Source organism: Actinoalloteichus caeruleus DSM 43889, assembly GCF_000429185.2.
Lineage (GTDB): Bacteria > Actinomycetota > Actinomycetes > Mycobacteriales > Pseudonocardiaceae > Actinoalloteichus_B > Actinoalloteichus_B caeruleus.
Genome location: NZ_AUBJ02000001.1, coordinates 1,195,031 through 1,218,734, shown reverse-complemented (window position 1 = coordinate 1,218,734; position 23,704 = coordinate 1,195,031). Strand labels below are relative to the sequence as shown.

1 protein-coding gene and 3 pseudogenes are annotated in these 23,704 nt (G+C 72.0%); all 4 read left to right on the top strand.

Going from position 1 to position 23,704, the window contains the following annotated elements:
- Positions 1 to 5: 5 nt before the first annotated feature.
- Positions 6 to 14,255, top strand: a pseudogene (locus G443_RS04375) (type I polyketide synthase); the annotation flags it as partial.
- A gap of 135 nt (positions 14,256 to 14,390) precedes the next feature.
- Positions 14,391 to 15,043: pseudogene (locus G443_RS25955) on the top strand (beta-ketoacyl synthase N-terminal-like domain-containing protein); the annotation flags it as partial.
- Between the two features lie 78 nt (positions 15,044 to 15,121).
- A pseudogene (locus G443_RS04370) lies at positions 15,122 to 23,432 on the top strand (type I polyketide synthase); the annotation flags it as partial.
- Between the two features lie 11 nt (positions 23,433 to 23,443).
- On the top strand, positions 23,444 to 23,692 hold the full coding sequence (locus tag G443_RS26020; protein WP_504919248.1) for a hypothetical protein: 249 nt from the start codon (positions 23,444 to 23,446) through the stop codon (positions 23,690 to 23,692).
- The last annotated feature ends 12 nt before the right edge of the window (positions 23,693 to 23,704 follow it).

Below are 23,704 nucleotides of genomic sequence, written 5' to 3'. Positions count from 1 at the left end.
GCCCCATGGCGAACGAGGAGAAGTTCCTCGACTACCTCAAGCGCGCCACCGCTGACCTGCGGGAGACCCGCAGGCGGTTGAGGGAGGTCGAGGACCGGGACGCCGAACCCATCGCCATCATCGGCATGAGCTGCCGATACCCCGGCGGGATCACCAGTCCCGAGGACCTGTGGCGCCTCGTCGCCAACGACGGCGACGGCATCGGGGACTTCCCCACCGACCGGAACTGGGACATCGACCGCTTCTTCGAGGCGGATCCCGACGAGGCCGGCGCCTCCTACGTGCGCGGGGGAGGTTTCCTCGACGGCGCCACCCGGTTCGACTCGAGCTTCTTCGGCATCTCCCCGCGCGAGGCGTTGGCGATGGACCCGCAGCAGCGAGTGCTGTTGGAGGCGTCCTGGGAGGTGTTCGAACGTGCGGGCATCACCCCCGCGTCGGTCCGGGGCAGCAGGACCGGTGTGTTCGCCGGCCTCATGTACCACGACTACCTGCCGCTGATCCAGTCCGTACCTGACGGCGTCGAGGGTTACCTCGGCACCGGGAACTCCGGGAGCGTCCTCTCCGGCCGCGTCGCGTACTACTTCGGCCTGGAGGGCCCGGCGGTCACCGTCGACACGGCGTGCTCGTCCTCCCTGGTCGCACTGCACCTCGCCGCGCAGGCGCTCCGCAGGGGCGAGTGCTCGATGGCGCTCGCCGGTGGCGTCACCGTCATGGCGACCCCCGGCACGTTCATCGACTTCAGCCGCCAGCGGGGTCTCGCCTTCGACGGCCGGTGCAAGTCGTTCGCCGCGTCCGCCGACGGAACCGGGTGGTCGGAGGGCGTGGGTGTCCTGCTGGTCATGCGCCTGTCGGACGCGCTGGAGCGGGGACACCGCGTCCTCGCGGTGGTGCGGGGCTCCGCGGTCAACTCGGACGGGGCCAGCAGCGGGCTGACCGCCCCCAACGGCCGGTCGCAACAGCGGGTGATCCGGCAGGCCCTGGCCAACGCCCGGGTCGCCCCGGAGCACGTCGACGTCGTGGAGGCGCACGGCACCGGGACCACCTTGGGCGATCCGATCGAGGCGCAGGCCCTGCTGGCGACCTACGGCCAGGACCGGGCGGAGGAACGCCCGTTGTGGTTGGGGTCGGTCAAGTCGAACATCGGCCACACCCAGGCCGCGGCCGGAGCGGCCGGGGTCATCAAGATGGTGATGGCGATGCGCCACGGCGTGTTGCCGAGGACCCTGCACGTCGACGAGCCGACCCCCGAGGTGGACTGGTCGGCGGGAGCGGTCTCGCTGTTGACCGAAGCGGTTCCGTGGCCGGAGGCGGACCGTCCCCGGCGGGCCGCCGTGTCCTCGTTCGGGATCAGTGGCACCAACGCCCACGTGATCATCGAACAGGCGCCACCGGTCTCCGAACCGGCGGAGCGGGTTGCGCCCTCGGTCGTGCCGTGGGTTCTGTCGGCGAAGTCCTCCGAGGCACTGGACGCCCAGGCTGTTCGGCTCGCCGCTCACCTCGACGACGTCACCGTCGACCCGCTCGACGTGGCCCACACCCTCGCGACGGCCAGGACGTCCTTCGAGCATCGTGCGGTGGTGTTCGACCGGGAGCAGCTCACCGGCCTGGGGTCGGGTGCGGTGCGGGGCAGCGCGTCCGCCGGGTTGACCGCGGTGTTGTTCACCGGTCAGGGCTCGCAACGCCCCGGAATGGGCCGGGAACTGGCCGAGGCGTTCCCGGTGTTCGCCGAGGCCTTCGACGCGGTGTGCGCCGAACTCGACCGGCACCTCGACCGCCCGATCCGCGACACCGTCTTCCACGACGACGGTGATGCTGGGGTTCTGGATCGGACGGTGTACGCCCAGGCGGGGTTGTTCGCCCTGCAGGTGGCCCTGTTCCGGTTGATCGAGTCCTGGGGGGTGGTCCCGGACTCCCTGCTGGGTCATTCCATCGGGGAGCTGGCCGCGGCGCACGTGGCCGGGGTGTGGGACCTGCCCGATGCCGCTCGGGTGGTGGCGGCACGGGGCCGGTTGATGCAGGCCCTACCCGAGGGTGGGGCGATGGTGGCGGTGGAGGCCACCGAGGACGAGATCATTCCCCTGTTGGTGGGGGCGGGGGTGTCGCTGGCGGCGGTGAACGGCCCGACGGCGGTGGTGCTCTCCGGTGAGCGCTCGGCGGTGGCCGGGGTGGTGGACCGGTTGGGTGACCGCCGGGTGCGGTGGTTGCGGGTCAGTCACGCCTTCCACTCCGGGTTGATGGACCCGATGATGGCGGAGTACCGGGCGGTGCTCTCCTCGGTGGTGTTCCGGGAGCCGGTGCTGCCGGTGGTGTCCACGGTGACCGGTGCACTGGCCGGGGCTGGGTGGTGTGACCCGGAGTACTGGGTGCGGCAGGTCCGGGAGACGGTCCGGTTCGCCGAGGGCATGGCCGCGTTGGGCGGGGTGGGGGTGTCCCGGTTCCTGGAGTTGGGTCCGGACGGGGTGCTCTCGGCGATGGGGCAGGACTGCGCCCCCGAGGGTGTGTTCGTTCCGGTGTTGCGCCGGGACCGCCCCGAGCCGGAGACGGTGGTGGGGGCGTTGGCGTCGTTGTGGGTGACGGGCATGCCCGTGGACTGGGCCGCCTACCTCGCCGAGACGAACGCGCGCCTGGTGGACCTGCCCACCTACGCCTTCCAACAGGAGCACTACTGGCCCGACACATCCACCGGCTGGTCTGGTGACGTGTCGGCGGTCGGACTGCGCTCGGCCGACCACCCGCTGCTGGGAACGGCTGTCGGGGTGGCGCGAACCGACGAGTTCCTGTTCACCGGACGGTTGTCGCTGGAGTCACAACCGTGGTTGGCCGGGCACGTGGTGGGCGGATCGGTTCTCGTCCCCGGGACGGCGTTCGTCGAACTGGTCCTGCGCGCCGGCGAGCAGGCCGGGTGCGGAGTGGTCGACGACCTGACCCTGGAAACCCCGCTCCTGCTGCCCGAACGGGGCGGAGTCGCCGTCCAGGTCTTCGTCGCCGCTCCCGACGAGGACGGCCACCGGGCCGTCACAGTGCACTCGTGTGCGGACGACGAGGAGTGGGTGCGGCACGCCTCCGGCGTCGTGGGTGCCGTCGTGCCCCCCGCACGGGCCCTCGACGTGTGGCCGCCCGAGAACGCGGCCAGCATCGACGTGGAGGAGCTGTACGACGGGCTCCAGGCGGCCGGGCTCGCGTACGGGCCCGAGTTCCGCGGTGTCCGGTCGCTGTGGCGGCGGGATGACGAGGTGTTCGCCGAGGTCGTACTCCCCGAAGGTCTCTCCGCCGACGGGTTCGGGGTGCACCCGGCCCTGTTGGACGCGGCCCTGCACGGTGTGGCGTTGTTCGATGGCGAAGGCGGGCTGCCGTTCGCGTGGTCGGGTGTGTCGGTGTTCGCCGTCGGTGCGACCACGGTCCGGGTGCGGATCTCCCGTGCTGGTTCCGGGTTCTCGTTGCTGGTGGCCGATGGTGTCGGCCAGCCGGTGGCGGCGGTGGATTCCCTGGCGTTGCGGCCGGTCACGGCGGGACAGGTGTCGACGTCCCGAGCGGAGTCGCTGTACGGGATCGAGTGGGTCCCGGTGTCGGGTGAGGCCCTGACCGGTGACCACCAGGTCGTGTCGTTGCCGCCGGGTGGTGAGGTGCGGGAACGGTTGGCCGAGGCGCTGGCCCTGGTTCAGGACACCGACGACGATCGGGTGCGGGTCATGGTGACCCGGGGTGCCACCGACGGTCGGGACCTGACCCAGGCCGCGGTGTGGGGACTGGTGCGCACGGCCCAGTCGGAGAACCCGGGCCGGTTCGTGCTGGTCGACCTCGACCCCGACACCGACAGCGATGGTGTGGAGCTTCCGGAGTTGGTGGCCGGAGAACCGCAGCTGGCCGTCCGTGACGGTCGGCTGCTGGCACCCCGGCTGGCCCGGGTGGCCCCGGAACCGGGGGAACCGCTCCCCGAGGGGGGCACGGTGTTGGTCACCGGTGCCAGTGGTGTGCTGGGCGGGTTGGTGGCCCGGCACCTGGTCGAGCGGTACGGGGTGCGGCACCTGGTGCTGCTCAGCCGCAGCGGCGGTGACAGTGGTGTGGGTGAGCTCGATGCCCAGGTCCGCACGGTGGCCTGTGACGTGGCCGATCGGGACGCGGTGGCTGAGGTGGTGGCCGGGATCGGGTCGGAGCATCCGTTGGTGGGTGTGGTGCACACCGCGGGGGTGCTCGATGACGCGATGGTGTCGTCGTTGACCCCGGAGCGGTTCGATGCGGTGTTGCGTCCGAAGGTGGAGGGCGCGTGGAACCTGCATGAGGTGACCCGGGATCTGGACCTGGCGATGTTCGTGGTGTTCTCGTCGGTGGCCGGGGTGCTGGGTTCTCCTGGGCAGGGCAATTACGCGGCGGCGAACGCGTTCCTGGATGGTCTGGCCCAGTACCGGCGTGGCCTGGGGTTGGCGGGTCAGTCGTTGGCGTGGGGGTTGTGGGCCGAGGGCGGGATGACCGCTGACAGTCGACGACTCGCACGTGCCGGCTATCCGCCGTTGACGGTGGAGCAGGGCCTGGCGTTGTTCGACGCCGCGCTGACGAGTGACCGTGCCGCCCTCGTCCCCGTGAACCTCGATCTCTCGGTGCTGCGGTCGCGTGCCGCGACCGAGGGAGTGCCTCCCCTGCTGCGCTCGCTGGTCAGGGTGGCGCGTCGCCGGATCGCCCGTGGAGACGCGGGCCTGGTGGGGAACCTGGGTGGTCTGAAGGCCGAAGACCGGGTCCGCGTGGTGCTCGACCAGGTGCGGGGCCAGGTGGCGGCGGTGCTTGGTCACACCTCCGGCGATGCCGTCCAACCGCGGCAGTCCTTCACCGATCTGGGTTTCGACTCGTTGACGGCGGTGGAGCTGCGGAACCGGTTGAACGCGGTGACGGGGTTGCGGTTGCCGGCGACCCTGGTGTTCGACTACCCGACCCCGGCCGACCTGGCCGAGTTCGTGCTCGACGAGCTGAACGGTTCAGCCTCGCTGGCTGTGGCGCCGGCCCCCACGGTGGTCGGGACCGACGAGCCGATCGCGATCGTGGGGATGTCCTGCCGTTACCCGGGTGGGGTGTCCAGTCCGGACGAGTTGTGGGACCTGGTCGCGGCCGGTGGGGACGCGATCGGTGCGTTCCCCACCGACCGGGGGTGGGGACTGGAGGGCGCGGGAGGTTTCCTCCACGACGCCGCCGAGTTCGACCCGGGGTTCTTCGGGATCTCGCCGCGTGAGGCCTTGGCGATGGACCCGCAGCAGCGGCTGTTGCTGGAGGCCTCGTGGGAGGCCATCGAGAACGCTGGTATTGATCCGGGGTCGCTGCGGGGCAGCAGGACCGGCGTGTTCGCGGGGTTGATGTACCACGATTACGTCACCCGGTTGCACGGTGTCGAGGACACCGAGGGGCACAGCGGGATCGGTAACTCGGGCAGTGTGGCCTCGGGTCGGGTCGCTTACACGTTCGGGTTCGAGGGTCCGACGTTGACGGTGGACACGGCGTGTTCCTCGTCGTTGGTGGCCCTGCACCTGGCCGTGCAGGCCCTGCGGTCCGGGGAGTGCTCGATGGCCCTGGCCGGGGGTGTGACCGTGATGGCCACTCCGGCGACGTTCGCGGAGTTCAGCCGGCAGGGCGGGTTGTCCTTCGACGGTCGGTGCAAGTCGTTCTCGGCCTCGGCGGATGGGACCGGGTGGTCCGAGGGTGTCGGTGTCCTGCTGGTGGAGAAGCTCTCGGATGCCCGCAGGCTGGGGCATCCGGTGTTGGCGGTGGTGCGGGGCACGGCGGTCAACCAGGACGGGGCGTCCAACGGGTTGACCGCGCCGAACGGTCCCTCGCAGCAGCGGGTGATCCGGCAGGCCCTGGCCAACGCCCGGGTGGCCCCGGAGCACGTTGACGTGGTGGAGGCGCACGGTACCGGGACGACGCTGGGTGATCCGATCGAGGCGCAGGCGTTGCTGGCGACGTATGGGCGGGATCGGGATCGGGCGTTGTTGTTGGGTTCGGTGAAGTCGAACCTGGGTCACACGCAGGCCGCCGCGGGGGTGGCGGGTGTGATCAAGATGGTGCAGGCGATGCGGCATGGGGTGGTGCCGGCGACGTTGCACGTGGATGAGCCCAGTCGTGAGGTGGATTGGGAATCGGGTGCGGTGGATCTGGTGCGGGAGCCGGTGTCCTGGCCGGAGACCGGTCGTCCCCGGCGGGCCGCTGTGTCCTCGTTCGGGATCAGTGGCACCAACGCCCATGTGATCCTCGAGAGCCCGGACGCGATCGACATCGGTGCCGGTGAGGACACCGGTGCCGTGCGGGACTCCCTGAACGGCGGGGACCGGCCGAGGACCGCTCCGGCGGTGGTGCCGTGGGTGGTCTCGGCCAAGTCCGAGCAGGCCCTGACCGCGCAGGTCGACAGGATCCGTACCCACGTGGGAACCGCCGGTCCGGATCCGGTGGATGTGGGCTACTCGCTGACCAGGAGGTCGGTGTTCGAACACCGGGCGGTTCTGGTCGGTGACGAGGTCATCCAGGGCAGTGCCGCCCCGGGTCGGTTGGCGGTGTTGTTCACCGGTCAGGGCTCGCAACGCCCCGGCATGGGCCGGGAACTGGCCGAGGCGTTCCCGGTGTTCGCCGAGGCCTTCGACGCGGTGTGCGCCGAACTCGACCGGCACCTCGACCGCCCGATCCGTAACACCGTCTTCCACGACGACGGTGATGCTGGGGTCCTGGATCGGACGGTGTACGCCCAGGCGGGGTTGTTCGCCCTGCAGGTGGCCCTGTTCCGGTTGATCGAGTCCTGGGGGGTGGTCCCGGACTCCCTGCTGGGTCATTCCATCGGGGAGCTGGCCGCGGCGCACGTGGCCGGGGTGTGGGACCTGCCCGATGCCGCTCGGGTGGTGGCGGCACGGGGCCGGTTGATGCAGGCCCTACCCGAGGGTGGGGCGATGGTCGCGGTGGAGGCCACCGAGGACGAGGTCATCCCGTTGGTGGGGGCGGGGGTGTCGCTGGCGGCGGTGAACGGCCCGACGGCGGTGGTGCTCTCCGGTGAGCGCTCGGCGGTGGCCGGGGTGGTGGACCGGTTGGGTGACCGCCGGGTGCGGTGGTTGCGGGTCAGCCATGCCTTCCACTCCGGGTTGATGGACCCGATGATGGCGGAGTACCGGGCGGTGCTCTCCTCGGTGGTGTTCCGGGAGCCGGTGCTGCCGGTGGTGTCCACGGTGACCGGTGCACTGGCCGGGACTGGGTGGTGTGACCCGGAGTACTGGGTGCGGCAGGTCCGGGAGACCGTCCGGTTCGGTGCCGCCGTGGAGCGGACTCGGGAGTTGGGGGTGTCCCGGTTCCTGGAGTTGGGTCCGGACGGGGTGCTTTCGGCGATGGGGCAGGACTGTGCCCCCGAGGGTGTGTTCGTTCCGGTGTTGCGCCGGGACCGCCCCGAGCCGGAGACGGTGGTGGGGGCGTTGGCGCGGGTGTTCGTCCACGGGACCGAGGTCGACTGGGCCGGCTATTACGGGGGGTGCGGGGCACGTCGGGTTCCGCTGCCCACCTACGCCTTCCAACACGAACGCTACTGGCCACGAGCAGGTCTTGGTACTGGTTTCGGCTCCCTCGGGCACTCAATGCTCGGTACCGGAGTGGTTCTCGCGGGTGACGAGGGCGTCATGCTGTCCGGTGTGCTCTCGGCGGCCGACCTGCCGTGGTTGTCGGAGCATGTGGTGCTCGGCTCCGTCATGGTGCCGGGAGCGGCGCTCGTCGAGGCGGTCCTCTTCGCTGGTGAGCGGGTCGGGTGTGACCTGCTGGACGAACTCACCCTCCAGGTTCCGTTGCTGCTGCCCGAGCATGGCGCGGTGACCGTCCAGGTGTTCGTGAGTGGACCCGACGACGAGGGGCGCCGCACGGTCACCGTGCACTCGCGAGCGGACGAGAACGGCGAATGGGCGCGGCACGCGACCGGGGTGTTGTCCACCGGTTCGCCCACCCCAGGTCAGGTACTCACGGTGTGGCCCCCGGAACGGGCCACCGAGGTCGACGTCACGGACCTGTACGACCGGTTGGATGAGGCGGGCCTGTCCTACGGTCCGGTGTTCCAGGGGCTGCGGCGGGCCTGGCGGCGTGGTGAGGACGAGGTGTTCGCCGAGGTCGCCCTGCCGGTGGATGTCGCGGTCGACGGGTTCGGGGTGCACCCGGCCCTGTTGGACGCGGCCCTGCACGGTATCGGCCTGCTCGGAGGCGAAGGCGGGTTGCCGTTCGCGTGGTCCGAGGTGTCGATCTCGGCAGTGGGAGCCTCGTCGCTGCGGGTGCGGATCTGCCGCGCCGGGTCCGGGTTCTCGTTGCTGCTGGCCGACGGGGCCGGCCAGCCAGTGGCGTCGATCGGTGCTCTCTCCCTGCGTGCCCCGTCGGTGGACCGGTCCACCACGTCACCGCACCGGAACGCGCTGTTCGGCGTGGACTGGGTCCCGGTGTCCGGTGAGGCCCTGACCGGTGACCACGAGGTCGTGCCGTTGGCGGCTGGTGGTGGGGTGCGGGAGCGGTTGGCCGAGGTGCTGGCCCTGGTGCGGGACACCGACGATGATCGGGTGCGGGTCGTGGTGACCCGGGGTGCCATCGATGGTCGGGACCTGACCCAGGCCGCGGTGTGGGGTCTGGTGCGCACGGCCCAGTCGGAGAACCCGGGCCGGTTCGTGCTGGTCGACCTCGACCCCGACACCGACCCTGACACCGAGGGTGTGGAGCTTCCGGAGTTGGTGGCGGGAGAGCCGCAGCTGGCCGTCCGTGGCGGGCGCCTGGTGGCACCCCGGCTGGCCCGGGTGGCCCCGGAACCGGGGGAACCGCTCCCCGAGGGGGGCACGGTGTTGGTCACCGGTGCCAGTGGTGTGCTGGGCGGGTTGGTGGCCCGGCACCTGGTCGAGCGGTACGGGGTGCGGCACCTGGTGCTGCTCAGCCGCAGCGGCGGTGACAGTGGTGTGGGTGAGCTCGATGCCGAGGTCCGCACGGTGGCCTGTGACGTGGCCGATCGGGACGCGGTGGCTGAGGTGGTGGCCGGGATCGGGTCGGAGCATCCGTTGGTGGGTGTGGTGCACACCGCGGGGGTGCTCGATGACGCGATGGTGTCGTCGTTGACCCCGGAGCGGTTCGATGCGGTGTTGCGTCCGAAGGTGGAGGGCGCGTGGAACCTGCATGAGGTGACCCGGGATCTGGACCTGGCGATGTTCGTGGTGTTCTCGTCGGTGGCCGGGGTGCTGGGTTCTCCTGGGCAGGGCAATTACGCGGCGGCGAACGCGTTCCTGGATGGTCTGGCCCAGTACCGGCGTGATCGGGGTCTGGCGGGTCAGTCGTTGGCGTGGGGGTTGTGGGCCGAGGGTGGGATGGCTGGGGATGCCCAGCGGATGGCCGGGGCGGGGTTCCCGCCGTTGACGGTGGAGCAGGGGCTGGCGTTGTTCGACGCGGCCTGGGGTGTGGACCGGTCTGTGGTGGTGCCGGTGGTGTTGGACCTGCCCCGGTTGCGGACGCGGGGTGTGCCGCCCATGTTGCGGGGTCTCGTGAGGACACCCACCCGGAGAGCCGCACCGGGTGACGCCGGACTGGTCGCCGAGCTCATGTCGCTGGGCTCGGACGAGCGGGTCGCGACCGTGTTGAACCTCGTCCGCACGCACGTTGTCGCGGTGCTCGGACACGCCACGAACGACGCCGTCCAGCCGCACCACGCGTTCACCGATCTGGGTTTCGACTCGTTGACGGCGGTGGAGCTGCGGAACCGGTTGAACGCGGTGACGGGGTTGCGGTTGCCGGCGACCCTGGTGTTCGACTACCCGACCCCGGCGGTGTTGGCCGAGTTCGTGGTGGGTGAGTTGGTCGGGACTCGGGCTGCGGTGGAGACCGTGGTGGCCACGGGGGTCGGGACCGACGAGCCGATCGCGATCGTGGGGATGTCCTGCCGTTACCCGGGGGGCGTGTCGAACCCGGACGAACTGTGGGACCTGGTCGCGGCTGGCGGTGACGCCATCGGCCCCTTCCCCCAGGACAGGGGGTGGGGTGTCGACGGGTTCGGCGGGTTCCTCGCGGACGCCGCCGAGTTCGATCCGGCGTTCTTCGGGATCTCGCCGCGTGAGGCCTTGGCGATGGACCCGCAGCAGCGGCTGCTGCTGGAGGCCTCGTGGGAGGTTTTCGAGAACGCCGGTATTGACCCGGGGACACTGCGGGGCAGCAGGACCGGTGTGTTCGCGGGGTTGATGTACCACGATTACGTCACCCGGTTGCACGGTGTCGAGGACACCGAGGGGCACAGCGGGATCGGCAACTCGGGCAGCGTGGCCTCGGGTCGGGTTGCTTACACGTTCGGGTTCGAGGGTCCGACGTTGACGGTGGACACGGCGTGTTCCTCGTCGTTGGTGGCCCTGCACCTGGCCGTGCAGGCCCTGCGCTCCGGTGAGTGCTCGATGGCCCTGGCCGGGGGTGTGACCGTGATGGCCACTCCGGCGACGTTCGCGGAGTTCAGCCGGCAGGGCGGGTTGTCCTTCGACGGTCGGTGCAAGTCGTTCTCGGCCTCGGCGGATGGGACCGGGTGGTCCGAGGGTGTCGGTGTCCTGCTGGTGGAGAAGCTCTCGGATGCCCGCAGGTTGGGGCATCCGGTGTTGGCGGTGGTGCGGGGTACGGCGGTCAACCAGGACGGGGCGTCCAACGGGTTGACCGCGCCGAACGGTCCCTCGCAGCAGCGGGTGATCCGGCAGGCGTTGGCCAACGCCCGGGTCGCTCCCGAGGACGTCGATGTGGTGGAGGCGCACGGTACCGGGACGACCTTGGGTGATCCGATCGAGGCGCAGGCGTTGTTGGCGACGTATGGGCGGGATCGGGATCGGGCGTTGTTGTTGGGTTCGGTGAAGTCGAACCTGGGTCACACGCAGGCCGCCGCGGGGGTGGCGGGTGTGATCAAGATGGTGCAGGCGATGCGGCATGGGGTGGTGCCGGCGACGTTGCACGTGGATGAGCCCAGTCGTGAGGTGGATTGGGAATCGGGTGCGGTGGATCTGGTGCGGGAGCCGGTGTCGTGGCCGGAGACCGGTCGTCCCCGGCGGGCGGGGGTGTCCTCGTTCGGGATCAGCGGCACCAACGCCCATGTGATCATCGAAAGCCCCGACACGGTGGACATCGGTGCCGGTGAGGACACCGGTGCCGTGCGGGACTCCGCGAATGGTGGGGACCGGCCGAAGTCCGCCCCGGTGGTGGTGCCGTGGGTGGTGTCGGCCAAGTCCGAGCAGGCCCTGACCGCGCAGGTCGACAGGATCCGTGCCCACGTGGACACCACTGGTCTGGACCCGGTGGACGTGGGCTACTCCCTGACCAGGAGGTCGGTGTTCGACCACCGTGCGGTCGTCATCGGCGATGAGGTCGTCCAGGGCAGCGCCGCTGCCGGTCAGCTGGCGGTGTTGTTCACCGGTCAGGGCTCGCAACGCCCCGGTATGGGCCGGGAGTTGCACGAGGCGTTCCCGGTGTTCGCTGAGGCCTTCGACGCGGTGTGCGCCGAACTCGACCGGCACCTCGACCGCCCGATCCGCGACACCGTCTTCCACGACGACGATGGTGCTGGGGTCCTGGATCAGACGGTGTACGCCCAGGCGGGGTTGTTCGCCCTGCAGGTGGGCCAGTTCCGGTTGGTGGAGTCCTGGGGAGTGGTCCCGGACTACCTGCTGGGTCATTCCATCGGGGAGCTGGCCGCGGCGCATGTCGCCGGGGTGTGGGACCTGGCCGATGCCGCCCGGGTGGTGGCGGCGCGGGGCCGGTTGATGCAGGCCCTACCCGAGGGTGGGGCGATGGTGGCGGTGGAGGCCACCGAGGACGAGATCCTCCCGTTGGTGGGGGCGGGGGTGTCCCTGGCGGCGGTGAACGGCCCGACGGCGGTGGTGCTCTCCGGAGACCAGACCGCCGTGGACGCCGTGGCCCAGGCGTGTGAGCGGGAGGGCCGCCGGGTGCGGCGGTTGCGGGTCAGCCACGCCTTCCATTCCGGGTTGATGGACCCGATGCTGGCGGAGTTCCGGGCGGTGCTCGCCTCGGTGGTGTTCCGGGAGCCGGTGCTGCCGGTGGTGTCCACGGTGACCGGTGAACTGGCCGGGGCTGGGTGGTGTGACCCGGAGTACTGGGTGCGGCAGGTCCGGGAGACGGTCCGGTTCGCCGAGGGCATGGCCGCGTTGGGTGGGGTGGGGGTGTCCCGGTTCCTGGAGTTGGGTCCGGACGGGGTGCTCTCGGCAATGGGGCAGGACTGCGCCCCCGAGGGTGTGTTCGTTCCGGTGTTGCGCCGGGACCGCCCCGAACCGGACACGGTGGTGGGGGCGTTGGCGCGGGTGTTCGTCCACGGGACGTCGGTGGACTGGGCCGGCTATTACGCGGGGTGCGGAGCACGCCGGGTCCCGCTGCCCACCTACGCCTTCCAACACGAACGCTACTGGCCAGAGGGAGCACTGGCGTCCGGTGACTCCTCGCCGGTCGACGCGGAGTTCTGGGACGCCGTCGAACGTGGGGACGTCTCCGCGCTCGCCGGCACCCTCGGCGGTGCCGAGGACACCTGGAACACGGTTCTCCCCACCCTGAGCGCCTGGCGGCGTGGCCGTCGTGAGCGGTCCACCCTCGATTCCTGGCGATACCGGGTCGTCTGGCGCCCCGTTGAGATCATCCCCGCCCACCAGGCCGGCCGATGGCTGGTGGTCATCCCCGCCACCAGGGTGGACGACCCACTGGTCACCGCCATCAACGGCGCACACGACGACACGGTCCGGCTCGTCCTCAACGGCGATGGGCTCGACCGCGCGAGCGTCTCCGCTCTCCTGGCCGGGCACACCGACGTCACCCGGGTCGTGTCGCTGCTCGCGTTCGACGAGGACCCCGTACCCGGTTCCCCCGCGGTCCCGATCGGGCTCGCGGCGACGGTGACGCTCGTTCAGGCGCTCGGCGACGCCGGCATCACCGCACCCCTGTGGTGCGTGACCACCGGCGCGGTGAGCATCGGATCCACCGACCCCCTGCGCAGCCCGTGGCAGGAGGCCCTGTGGGGGCTCGGCCGTGTCGTCGGCCTCGAACACCCCGACAGGTGGGGTGGGCTCGTCGACGTGCCGGAGGAGCTGACCAGCCGCGTCGCGGCACGGCTCACCTCGGTGCTGTCACACGGTGCCGGCGACGAGGACCAGCTCGCGGTGCGGTCGAGGGGCGTGTTCGCCCGCCGGCTGGCCCGTGCCCCGTTGGGGGACACCCCACCCGAGCGGGAGTGGACACCGACGGGAACCGCCCTCATCACCGGCGGCACCGGCGCGATCGGCGGTCACCTGGCCCGCTGGCTGGCGGCCACCGACGTCGAGCACGTGGTGCTGACCAGCCGGCGTGGCATCGACGCGCCCGGCGCGGCCGCGTTGCGCGACGAGCTGACCTCGACCGGCACCCGGGTCACCATCGCCGCCTGCGACGTGGCCGACCCGGCGGCCCTGGCGTCACTGGTCAGCGAGGTACGCGACGCCGGGGACACGATCACCGCCGTGTTCCACACCGCCGGCATCGAGCGGGCCGAGGTGATCGGGAACCTCGATGTCGCCTCCGTCGACGAGGTGTTCGCCGCGAAGGTGCTCGGGGCGCGGAACCTGGACCGGCTGTTCGGGGATGCGGAGCTGGACGCGTTCGTGCTGTTCTCCTCGAACGCGGCCACCTGGGGCAGCGGCGGCCAGGCCGCCTACTCCGCCGCCAACGCCTACCTCGACGGCCTCGCCCAGGAGCGTGTGGAGCGCGGTCTCCCCGCCACCTCCGTCGCCTACGGGGTGTGGGACGGCGGCGGGTTGTCCGTCGGCGACGCCGGCGAGCAGCTTCGGCGCCGCGGGCTGCCCGCGATGGCTCCGGAACTCGCGATCGCCGCGCTGCGGGAGGCGGTCTCCCACGGCGAGACCTCCCTCGCCGTCACCGATGTGGACTGGGAACGGTTCGTTCCCGCCTTCACATCCGCCCGTCCTCGCCCGCTCATCGCTGACCTGCCCGACGTGCGGCGGATCCTCGCGGCGCTGGAGCGGGCCGGCGCCGAGGCCGACCAGGCCGGGGCCGAGCTGAGGGGCCGGCTGACCGGGCTGTCCGTGGCGGAGCGGGAACGGTCACTCCAGGCCCTGGTTCGCACGGAGGCCGCCGCCGTGCTCGGGCATGGCGGCACCCGGTCTGTGCCGCTGGACCGGCCCTTCCGGGAACTCGGGTTCGACTCGCTGACGGCGGTCGAACTGCGGACCAGGCTCACCCGTGCGACGGGTCTCCAGTTGCCAGCGACCCTGATCTTCGACCACCCCAACCCGGTCGATCTCGCCGCCCAGCTCCACGCCGAACTGTTCGGGGCGGCGGACACGGGCCAGGCGCTCGCCCAGCGGGACTCCGCCGACCAGGACGACCCGATCGCCATCGTCTCGATGAGCTGCCGGTACCCGGGAGGGGTCCGCTCGCCCGAGGAACTGTGGGACCTCGTCGTCGGTGGTGTCGACGGCATCTCCGCGTTCCCGACCGACCGGGGTTGGGAGGGGCCGGCCTTCGGTGGGAACGGAACCCTCACCGGGCACGGGGGGTTCCTGTACGACGCGGGCGACTTCGACCCGTCGGTGTTCGGGATCTCCCCGCGCGAGGCGCTCGGCATGGACCCGCAGCAACGGCTCCTCCTCGAACTCACCTGGGAGACGTTCGAACGGGCTGGTATGAACCCGGCGGGCACCCGAGGGGCCGACATCGGTGTCTTCGTCGGTGCCGCGCCGTCCGGGTACGGCACCGCGCCGCACCAGCTGCCCGACGACGCGCAGGGACACCTGCTGACCGGTACGGCGAGCAGCGTCATGTCGGGCCGGGTGGCCTACGTGTTCGGCCTGGAGGGGCCCGCCGTCACCGTCGACACCGCGTGCTCGTCCTCGCTGGTGGCACTGCACTGGGCGATCCGGTCCGTGCGCTCGGGCGAGTGCTCGATGGCCCTGGCCGGGGGGTGACAGTGATGGCCACCCCGGGCACGTTCACCGAGTTCGGCAGGCAGGGGGGGCTCGCCGCCGACGGGCGCTGCAAGTCGTTCTCCGACGAGGCGGACGGCGCTGGTTGGTCCGAGGGGATCGGTCTGGTCCTGGTCGAGCGGTTGTCGGACGCCCGCCGGCACGGGCACGAGGTGCTGGCGTTGGTGCGGGGTTCCGCGGTCAACCAGGACGGGGCGTCCAACGGGTTGACGGCGCCGAACGGGCCGTCGCAGCGGAGGGTGATCCGGCAGGCCCTGGCCAACGCCGGCCTGTCCACCTCGGACGTCGACGTCGTCGAGGCGCACGGGACCGGAACGCGGCTCGGTGACCCCATCGAGGCCCAGGCCCTGCTCGCGACCTACGGCCAGGACCGGGACCGTCCCCTGTGGTTGGGGTCGGTCAAGTCCAACATCGGGCACACCCAGTCCGCGGCGGGCGTGGCCGGTGTGATCAAGATGGTGTTGGCCATGCGGCACGGGGTGCTGCCCAGGACCCTGCACGCCGACACCCCGACGTCCCACGTGGACTGGTCCGCCGGTGCGGTGTCCCTGCTGACCGAGAGCGTGGCGTGGCCGGAGACCGGCCAGGCCCGTCGTGCCGGTGTGTCCTCCTTCGGGATGAGCGGCACGAACGCGCACCTGATCCTCGAACAGCCGGAACCGGATCTCGGTCCGGTGGACGGGCGGGACGAGGCGCCGGCCGGGACCGCGGTGGCGTGGGTCCTGTCGGCCGCCTCGGAGCGGGCGCTGCGCGCCCAGGCCCGTCAACTGCTGCCCGCCGTCGGTGGACAGCGCGCCGTGGACGTGGGCTACTCGCTCGTGAGCACCCGAGCCGCGCTCGGGCACCGCGCGGCGATCGTCGGAGCGGACCAAGCCGAGCTGGTCTCGGGACTGTCCGCCCTCGCGGAAGGACGGGCCTCGGCGCAGGTGGTCTCGGCGACCGCTGAGAGCGGCGAGGTCCGGCCGGTGTTCGTGTTCCCCGGGCAGGGTGCCCAGTGGGTCGGGATGGGCAGGTCCCTGCTCACCGACTCACCGGCCTTCGCCGAGTCCATGACCCGCTGCGCCGAGGCCCTGGCCCCGTTCACCGACTTCGACCTGTTCGACGTCCTCGACGACCAGGACGCCCTGGACCGGGTCGAGATCGTCCAACCCGTGCTGTGGGCGGTGATGGTGTCCCTGGCCCAGCTGTGGCGCTCGGTCGGGGTGGAACCGGTCGCGGTCGTGGGCCATTCCCAGGGTGAGATCGCCGCGGCCGTGGTCGCCGGGGCCCTGTCGTTGTCGGACGGCGCCCGGGTGGTGGCCCTGCGCAGCAGGGCGTTGCGGGCGTTGGCCGGTGCCGGCGGGATGCTGTCGGTGGCCTGCTCGGCGGAGAGGGTGACGCCCTGGTTGGGGCGGGAGCTGTCGGTGGCGGCGATCAACGGTCCGGACTCGGTGGTGGTGTCGGGGACTCCGGAGGCGTTGGAGGCGTTGGTGTCGCGGTGTGAGGCCGAGGGGGTCCGGGCCCGGCGGGTGGCGGTGGACTACGCCTCGCACTCGGCTCAGGTGGACCGGTTGGAGGCCGAGCTGGCTGAGGTGCTGGCGGCGGTGGAGCCGGGGGTGTGCGAGGTGCCGTTGTACTCGACGGTGACCGGGGGTGTGGTGGAGGGTTCGGCGTTGGGCGCCGGGTACTGGTTCCGGAACCTGCGGTCGACGGTGGAGTTCGCGGGGGCGGTGTCCTCGGCGGTGGCGGACGGGCATGGGGTGTTCGTGGAGGTCAGTCCGCATCCGGTGTTGGTGGTGGGTGTGCAGGAGCACGAGGGTGTGGTGGCGGTGGAGACGTTGCGGCGGGGTGAGCGGGAGTCGGTGCGGTTCCTGCGGTCGGTGGCTCGGGCGCATGTGCACGGGGTGGGGGTGGACTGGTCGGCGGTGTTCTCCGGTGCCCGTGTGGTGGACCTGCCCACGTACGCCTTCCAACACCAACGCTTCTGGCCCGAGCCCATGTCCCTGCCCGAGGTGGCGCCCACCGAGGACTCCGACTTCTGGGAGGCGGTGGAACGCGCCGACACGGCCGCGCTGGTCGGCGCCCTCGACCTGGGAGGAGAGGCCTCGGCCGCGTGGGAGACCGTGCTCCCCGCCTTGGCGAACTGGCGACGGGAACGGGGCCGCCGGTCGGTCGTGGACTCCTGGCGCTACCGGGTCACGTGGAAACCGGTGGTGCCCGCCGGCGGGACGTCCCCGGTCCGGGCGCTGGTGCTGGTGCCCGCCTCCCTGGCCGGGGACCCGGTGGTGTCCTCGGTGGTGGCGGGGTTGCCACCGGCCGACACGGTGATCGTCGACGGCGCGGGTGACCGGGCGGATCTGGCGGAACGGTTCGCCGGCCACGCCGAGGTGGACGTGGTGGTGTCCCTGCTGGCCTGGGACGACGAACCGGTGGCGGAGTCGTCCGTGCCGGTGGGGTTGGCGGCGACGATGGTGGTGGCGCAGGCCCTGGAGGACGCCGCGGTGGAGGCGCCGTTGTGGGTCGTGACGCGGGGTGCGGTGGCGGTGGACACGTCGGAGGGCCTGCCGGGTGTGGCGCAGGCCGCGGTGTGGGGCCTGGGACGTGTGGTGGGTTTGGAGCACCCGAGGTCGTGGGGTGGCCTGGTGGACCTGCCGGCGGAACCCGGTGAGCGTGCCCTGGAGCGCCTGGTGGGTGTCCTGACCGGGGCCACCTCCCCGGAGGACCAGGTCGCGGTGCGCGACCGGGGGACCTTCGTCCGCCGCCTCGTTCGACACCCCGTTGGCCAGCGGGAACCGGTGCGGAAGTGGAACCCCCGCGGCACGGTGCTCGTCACCGGCGGCACCGGGTCGATCGGCGCGCACCTCACCCGGTGGCTCACCGAGCACGACGTCGACCACGTGGTCCTCGCCGGCCGGCGAGGACCTGACACGCCCGGCGTCACCGAGCTCCGCGAGGAACTCGCCGGGAACGGCACCCGCGTCACCCCCGTCACCTGCGACGTCACCGACCTCGCCTCGGTGGAGTCCCTGGTGCGGGAGCTCCGCGACAGCGGCGAAACCATCACCGCGGTGCTGCACGCCGCCGGCGTCAACCAGAACACACCGCTCGTCGACACCACCCTCGCCGAACTCGACCACGTCCTGCGCGCCAAGGTGCTCGGCGCGACGAACCTGGACCGGGTCTTCGGGGACGCGGAGCTGGACGCGTTCGTGCTGTTCTCCTCGAACGCCGCCACCTGGGGCAGCGGCGGCCAGGCCGCCTATTCGGCGGCGAACGCCCACCTCGACGCGCTCGCCGAGCGGCGCCGCGCGGCGGGCCGGCCCGCGACCTCGGTCGCCTGGGCCGGGTGGCGCGGCGACGGCATGTCCGGTGGTGAAGTGGGCACCCGGCTCGAACGGCGCGGTCTGCCCGCGATGGACCCGGACCTGGCCCTCATCGCGCTCCGCGAGGCGGTCGAGCACGACGAGACCTGCCTCGCCGTCGCCGACGTCGACTGGGAGCGGTTCGTCCCCGCGTTCACCCTTGCCCGGCCGCGCCCCCTGATCGAGGACATCCCGGAGGTGCGTCGTGTCCTGGCCGAGGGGGAGCGGGCCGAGGCGGAAGCGGGTGAGGGCGGTTCGGAACTCCGGCGTAAACTGCGCGACCTGCCCGCGGCCGAGCGCGAGCGGCTGCTGGTGGAGCTGGTGCGCGCCGAAGCGGCGGCCGTCCTGGGCCACCCGACGAGCGACGCCGTGCCCCCGAACCGAGCGTTGCGGGAACTGGGCTTCGACTCGCTCACGGCGGTCGACCTGCGCACCCGCCTCAGCGCCGCCACCGGGCTGAGGTTGCCGGCCACGATCGCGTTCGACCACCCGACGGCCACCGCGCTCGCCACCCGGCTCCACGGCGACCTGATGGGGGTCGAGCAGGACGCCCCGGTGCCGACACCACCCCTCATCGCCACCGACGATGACCCGATCGCGATCGTGGGCATGAGCTGTCGGTTCCCCGGTGGCGCGGCTTCGCCCGAGGAGCTGTGGACGCTGGTGTTCGACGGGGTGGACGCGGTTGGGGGCTTCCCGACGGAACGCGGCTGGGGCTCGGAGGTCTACCACGCCGACCGCGAACGGCAGGGCACCAGCTACACCAACCAGGGCGCGTTCCTCTACGACGCGGGTGACTTCGACCCGTCGCTGTTCGGGATCTCCCCGCGCGAGGCGCTCGGCATGGACCCGCAGCAACGGCTCCTGTTGGAGGCGACCTGGGAGGTCTTCGAGCGGGCCGGTATCGATCCGTCCACCATGCGAGGGACCCCCACGGGTGTCTTCACCGGTACCAACGGGCAGGACTACGCGACCGCGCTGATGCTCTCCCAGGACTCCGGAGCTGGCTTCGGCGTCACCAGCAACGCCGCGAGCGTGGTGTCCGGGCGGATCTCCTACACCTTCGGCCTGGAGGGCCCGGCGGTCACCGTGGACACCGGCTGTTCCTCGTCGCTCGTCGCGCTGCACCTCGCCATCCAGGCGCTGCGGCAGGGTGAGTGCACGATGGCCCTGGCCGGCGGTGTGACGGTCATGGCGACCCCGGCCGCGTTCATCGAGTTCAGCAGGCAACGCGGTCTCGCGGCCGACGGGCGCTGCAAGTCCTTCGCGGACGCGGCGGACGGCACCGCGTGGGGTGAGGGCGTCGGCATGCTGCTCGTCGAGCGGTTGTCGGACGCCCGCCGGCACGGGCACGAGGTGCTGGCGTTGGTGCGGGGTTCCGCGGTCAACCAGGACGGGGCGTCCAACGGGTTGACGGCGCCGAACGGGCCGTCACAGCGGAGGGTGATCCGGCAGGCCCTGGCCAACGCCGGCCTGTCCACCTCGGACGTCGACGTCGTCGAGGCGCACGGGACCGGAACGCGGCTCGGTGACCCCATCGAGGCCCAGGCCCTGCTGGAGACCTACGGCAGGGGACGTCCGCCGGAGCGGCCGCTGTGGCTGGGGTCCATCAAGTCCAACATCGGGCACACCCAGGCCGCCGCGGGTGTCGCGGGCATCATCAAGGTCGTCCAGGCCATGCGGCACGGGGTGCTGCCGAAGACCCTGCACGTCGACAGCCCCACGTCCCAGGTCGACTGGTCCACCGGAGCCGTGTCGCTGCTCACCGACCGGGTGGACTGGGCCGTGGACGGCAGGCCGAGGCGCGGCGCGGTCTCCTCCTTCGGGGTCAGCGGCACCAACGCGCACGTGGTGCTGGAGGAGGCGCCCGCCACCGGGACGGCACCCGCCGAGGTGGGGGCCGAACCTCCGGTGCGCGCCGACTCCGTCGCCTGGGTGTTGTCCGGGCGGACCGAGCGAGCGCTGCGCGCGCAGGCGGCCCGGCTGCGCACCTACCTCGCCGAACGTCCCGACGCGTCCACCGCCGACATCGGCCACTCGCTGGCCACCACCCGGGCGGCACTGGAGTACCGGGCCGCGGTCGTGGCCTCGGACCAGGACGAGTTCCGCGGCGCCCTGTCGGCGCTCGCGGAGGGCAGCCCTTCCGCCCAGGTCGTGACCGGGCTGGCCGAGAACGGGGACGTGCGGCCGGTGTTCGTGTTCCCCGGGCAGGGTGCCCAGTGGGTCGGGATGGGCAGGTCCCTGCTCACCGACTCACCGGCCTTCGCCGAGTCCATGACCCGCTGCGCCGAGGCCCTGGCCCCGTTCACCGACTTCGACCTGTTCGACGTCCTCGACGACCAGGACGCCCTGGACCGGGTCGAGATCGTCCAACCCGTGCTGTGGGCGGTGATGGTGTCCCTGGCCCAGCTGTGGCGCTCGGTCGGGGTGGAACCGGTCGCGGTCGTGGGCCATTCCCAGGGTGAGATCGCCGCGGCCGTGGTCGCCGGGGCCCTGTCGTTGTCGGATGGCGCCCGGGTGGTGGCCCTGCGCAGCAGGGCGTTGCGGGCGTTGGCCGGTGCCGGCGGGATGCTGTCGGTGGCCTGCTCGGCGGAGAGGGTGACGCCCTGGTTGGGGCGGGAGCTGTCGGTGGCGGCGATCAACGGTCCGGACTCGGTGGTGGTGTCGGGGACTCCGGAGGCGTTGGAGGCGTTGGTGTCGCGGTGTGAGGCCGAGGGGGTGCGGGCCCGGCGGGTGGCGGTGGACTACGCCTCGCACTCGGCTCAGGTGGACCGGTTGGAGGCCGAGCTGGCTGAGGTGCTGGCGGCGGTGGAGCCGGGGGTGTGCGAGGTGCCGTTGTACTCGACGGTGACCGGGGGTGTGGTGGAGGGTTCGGCGTTGGACGCCGGGTACTGGTTCCGGAACCTGCGGTCGACGGTGGAGTTCGCGGGGGCGGTGTCCTCGGCGGTGGCGGACGGGCATGGGGTGTTCGTGGAGGTCAGTCCGCATCCGGTGTTGGTGGTGGGTGTGCAGGAGCACGAGGGTGTGGTGGCGGTGGAGACGTTGCGGCGGGGTGAGCGGGAGTCGGTGCGGTTCCTGCGGTCGGTGGCTCGGGCGCATGTGCACGGGGTGGGGGTGGACTGGTCGGCGGTGTTCTCCGGTGCCCGTGTGGTGGACCTGCCCACGTACGCCTTCCAACACCAACGCTTCTGGCCGGAGGGCGACGGGCGGCGGGACGCCCAGGTGTCCGGCGCCGACTCCGACTTCTGGGAGGCGGTGGAACGCGCCGACACGGCCGCGCTCGTCGGCGCCCTCGACCTCGACGACGACGCGGAGGAGGCGCTCGGGGCCGTCCTCCCAGCGCTGTCCACCTGGCGTCGTCGCCGTGACACGCGGAGCGGGATGGACACCTGGCGGTACCGCGTCGAGTGGAAGCCGGTCACGATCGCGACCGCCGCCCCGTTGACCGGGGCCTGGGTGCTCGCGGTCCCCGCGGGCTTCGCGGACCAGGACCTCCTCGCCGCCTGCGCGACCACCCTGGCCGACCACGGCGCGACCCCCCGGGTGCTGTCGATCGACTCGAGCCGCGAGGATCCGCAGACCATCGCCGAGCGCCTGGAAGCCCTGCTCGACGACGGCCCCGAGGTGGCCGGCGTCCTGTCGCTGCTGTCGCTCGACGAGCAGCCGCACTCGATGCACACCCACCTGCCCGCCGGGCTGCTCGGCTGCCTGAACCTCGTGCAGGCCACGGTCGAGGCGGGCCTGGCCGCCCCCCTCTGGTTCGCCACCCGATCCGCCGTATCGATCTACGACGCCGACTTCCTCGCGAACCCGCAACAGGCCCAGACCTGGGGAATGGCCCGGGTGGCCGCACTGGAACTCCCCGAACGGTGGGGTGGCCTCGTGGACCTCCCCGAGGCGGTGGACCCGGCGGCGCTGGCACGACTCGCCGCCGTGGTCGCGCAGACCGGCGGCGAGGACCAGGTCGCGATCAGGAAGGGCGGCGTCTTCGCGAGCCGCCTGACCCCCGCCCCGCTCGGGGCGTCCAAACCAACGCGTGCGTGGAAACCGACCGGGACGGTCCTCGTCACCGGGGGCACGGGCGCGCTCGGAGGTCAGGTCGCCAGGTGGCTGGCCCGCAACGGCGCGGAGCACCTCGTGCTGGTGAGCCGCAGCGGCGGGGACGCCCCCGGGGTCGGCGACCTGGTCGACGAACTCACCGGACTGGGTAGCCGGGTCACCGTCGAGGCCTGTGACGTCGTCGACCGGGACAGCGTCGCCGACCTCGTCACCCGGCTCGACCGGGCGGGTGACCCGATCCGCGCCGTCATGCACACCGCCGGTCTCGGCGCCCTCGCACCCATCGCGAGCACCACGGTGCCCGAGTTCGGCTACGTCGCCACCGCCAAGGTCGCCGGCGCGCGGCACCTCGACGAACTCCTCGACCCGGAGCAGCTCGACGCGGTGGTGTACTTCTCCTCGATCGCGGCCGTCTGGGGTGTCGGCGACCACGGGGCCTACGCGGCCGCCAACGCCTACCTGGACGCACTCGCCAGGCAGCGCCGGTCGCAGGGCGTGCCCGTGCTGTCGGTGGCCTGGGGGCCGTGGGCGGCCGGCGGCATGGTTCGTGACGAGGAGACCGAGCAGCGGCTCCGCCGCCAGGGCGTCCCGCTGCTCGCACCGGAACAGGCCGTCCTCGCCCTCGGCCTGGCCCTGGACCACGACGACGCGCTGGTCGCGATCGCCGACGTCGAGTGGCCGCGCTTCGTCCCGATCTTCACCTCGGCGCGGTCGCGGCCGCTCATCGACGACATCCCGGAGGTGCGCCAGCTCGCCGAGGTCGACGCAGCGGAGGGCGTGGACGTGGCCGAGGCGCCCAGCGCGTTGCGGGCGGAACTGGCCGCGCTGCCCGACGGCGACCGCGAGCAGGTCGTGCTGAACCTCGTCCGGGCGCACGCCGCCGCCGTCCTCGACCACGCCTCGGCCGAGGAGATCGAGTCCGGCCGCGCGTTCCGCGAGGTCGGCTTCGACTCGGTCACGGCCGTCGAGCTGCGCAACCGGCTCAACGGCGCGACCGGGTTGAAGCTCCCCGCCACGCTCGTGTTCGACCACCCCACACCGACGGCGCTCGCCGCGTACCTCAAGGCGGAGGTCCTGCAGGAACAGGCGGCACCTGACCTGCCCGACACCGGCGAGTTCGACCGGCTGGAGGCCGCGCTCACCGAACGCGCACCCGACGACGTCGACCGCGTCCGGATCGTGATGCGGCTCGAGTCGCTGCTGTCCCGACTCGGAGCGACGCGTGGGCGGCCGGCGGCCGGTGCGGAGGTCGCGGAACAGCTCAGTTCCGCGACCAACGCCGAACTGTTCGACCTGATTGACAAGGACCTGGGGATCTCGTGACTCACCTCGGAC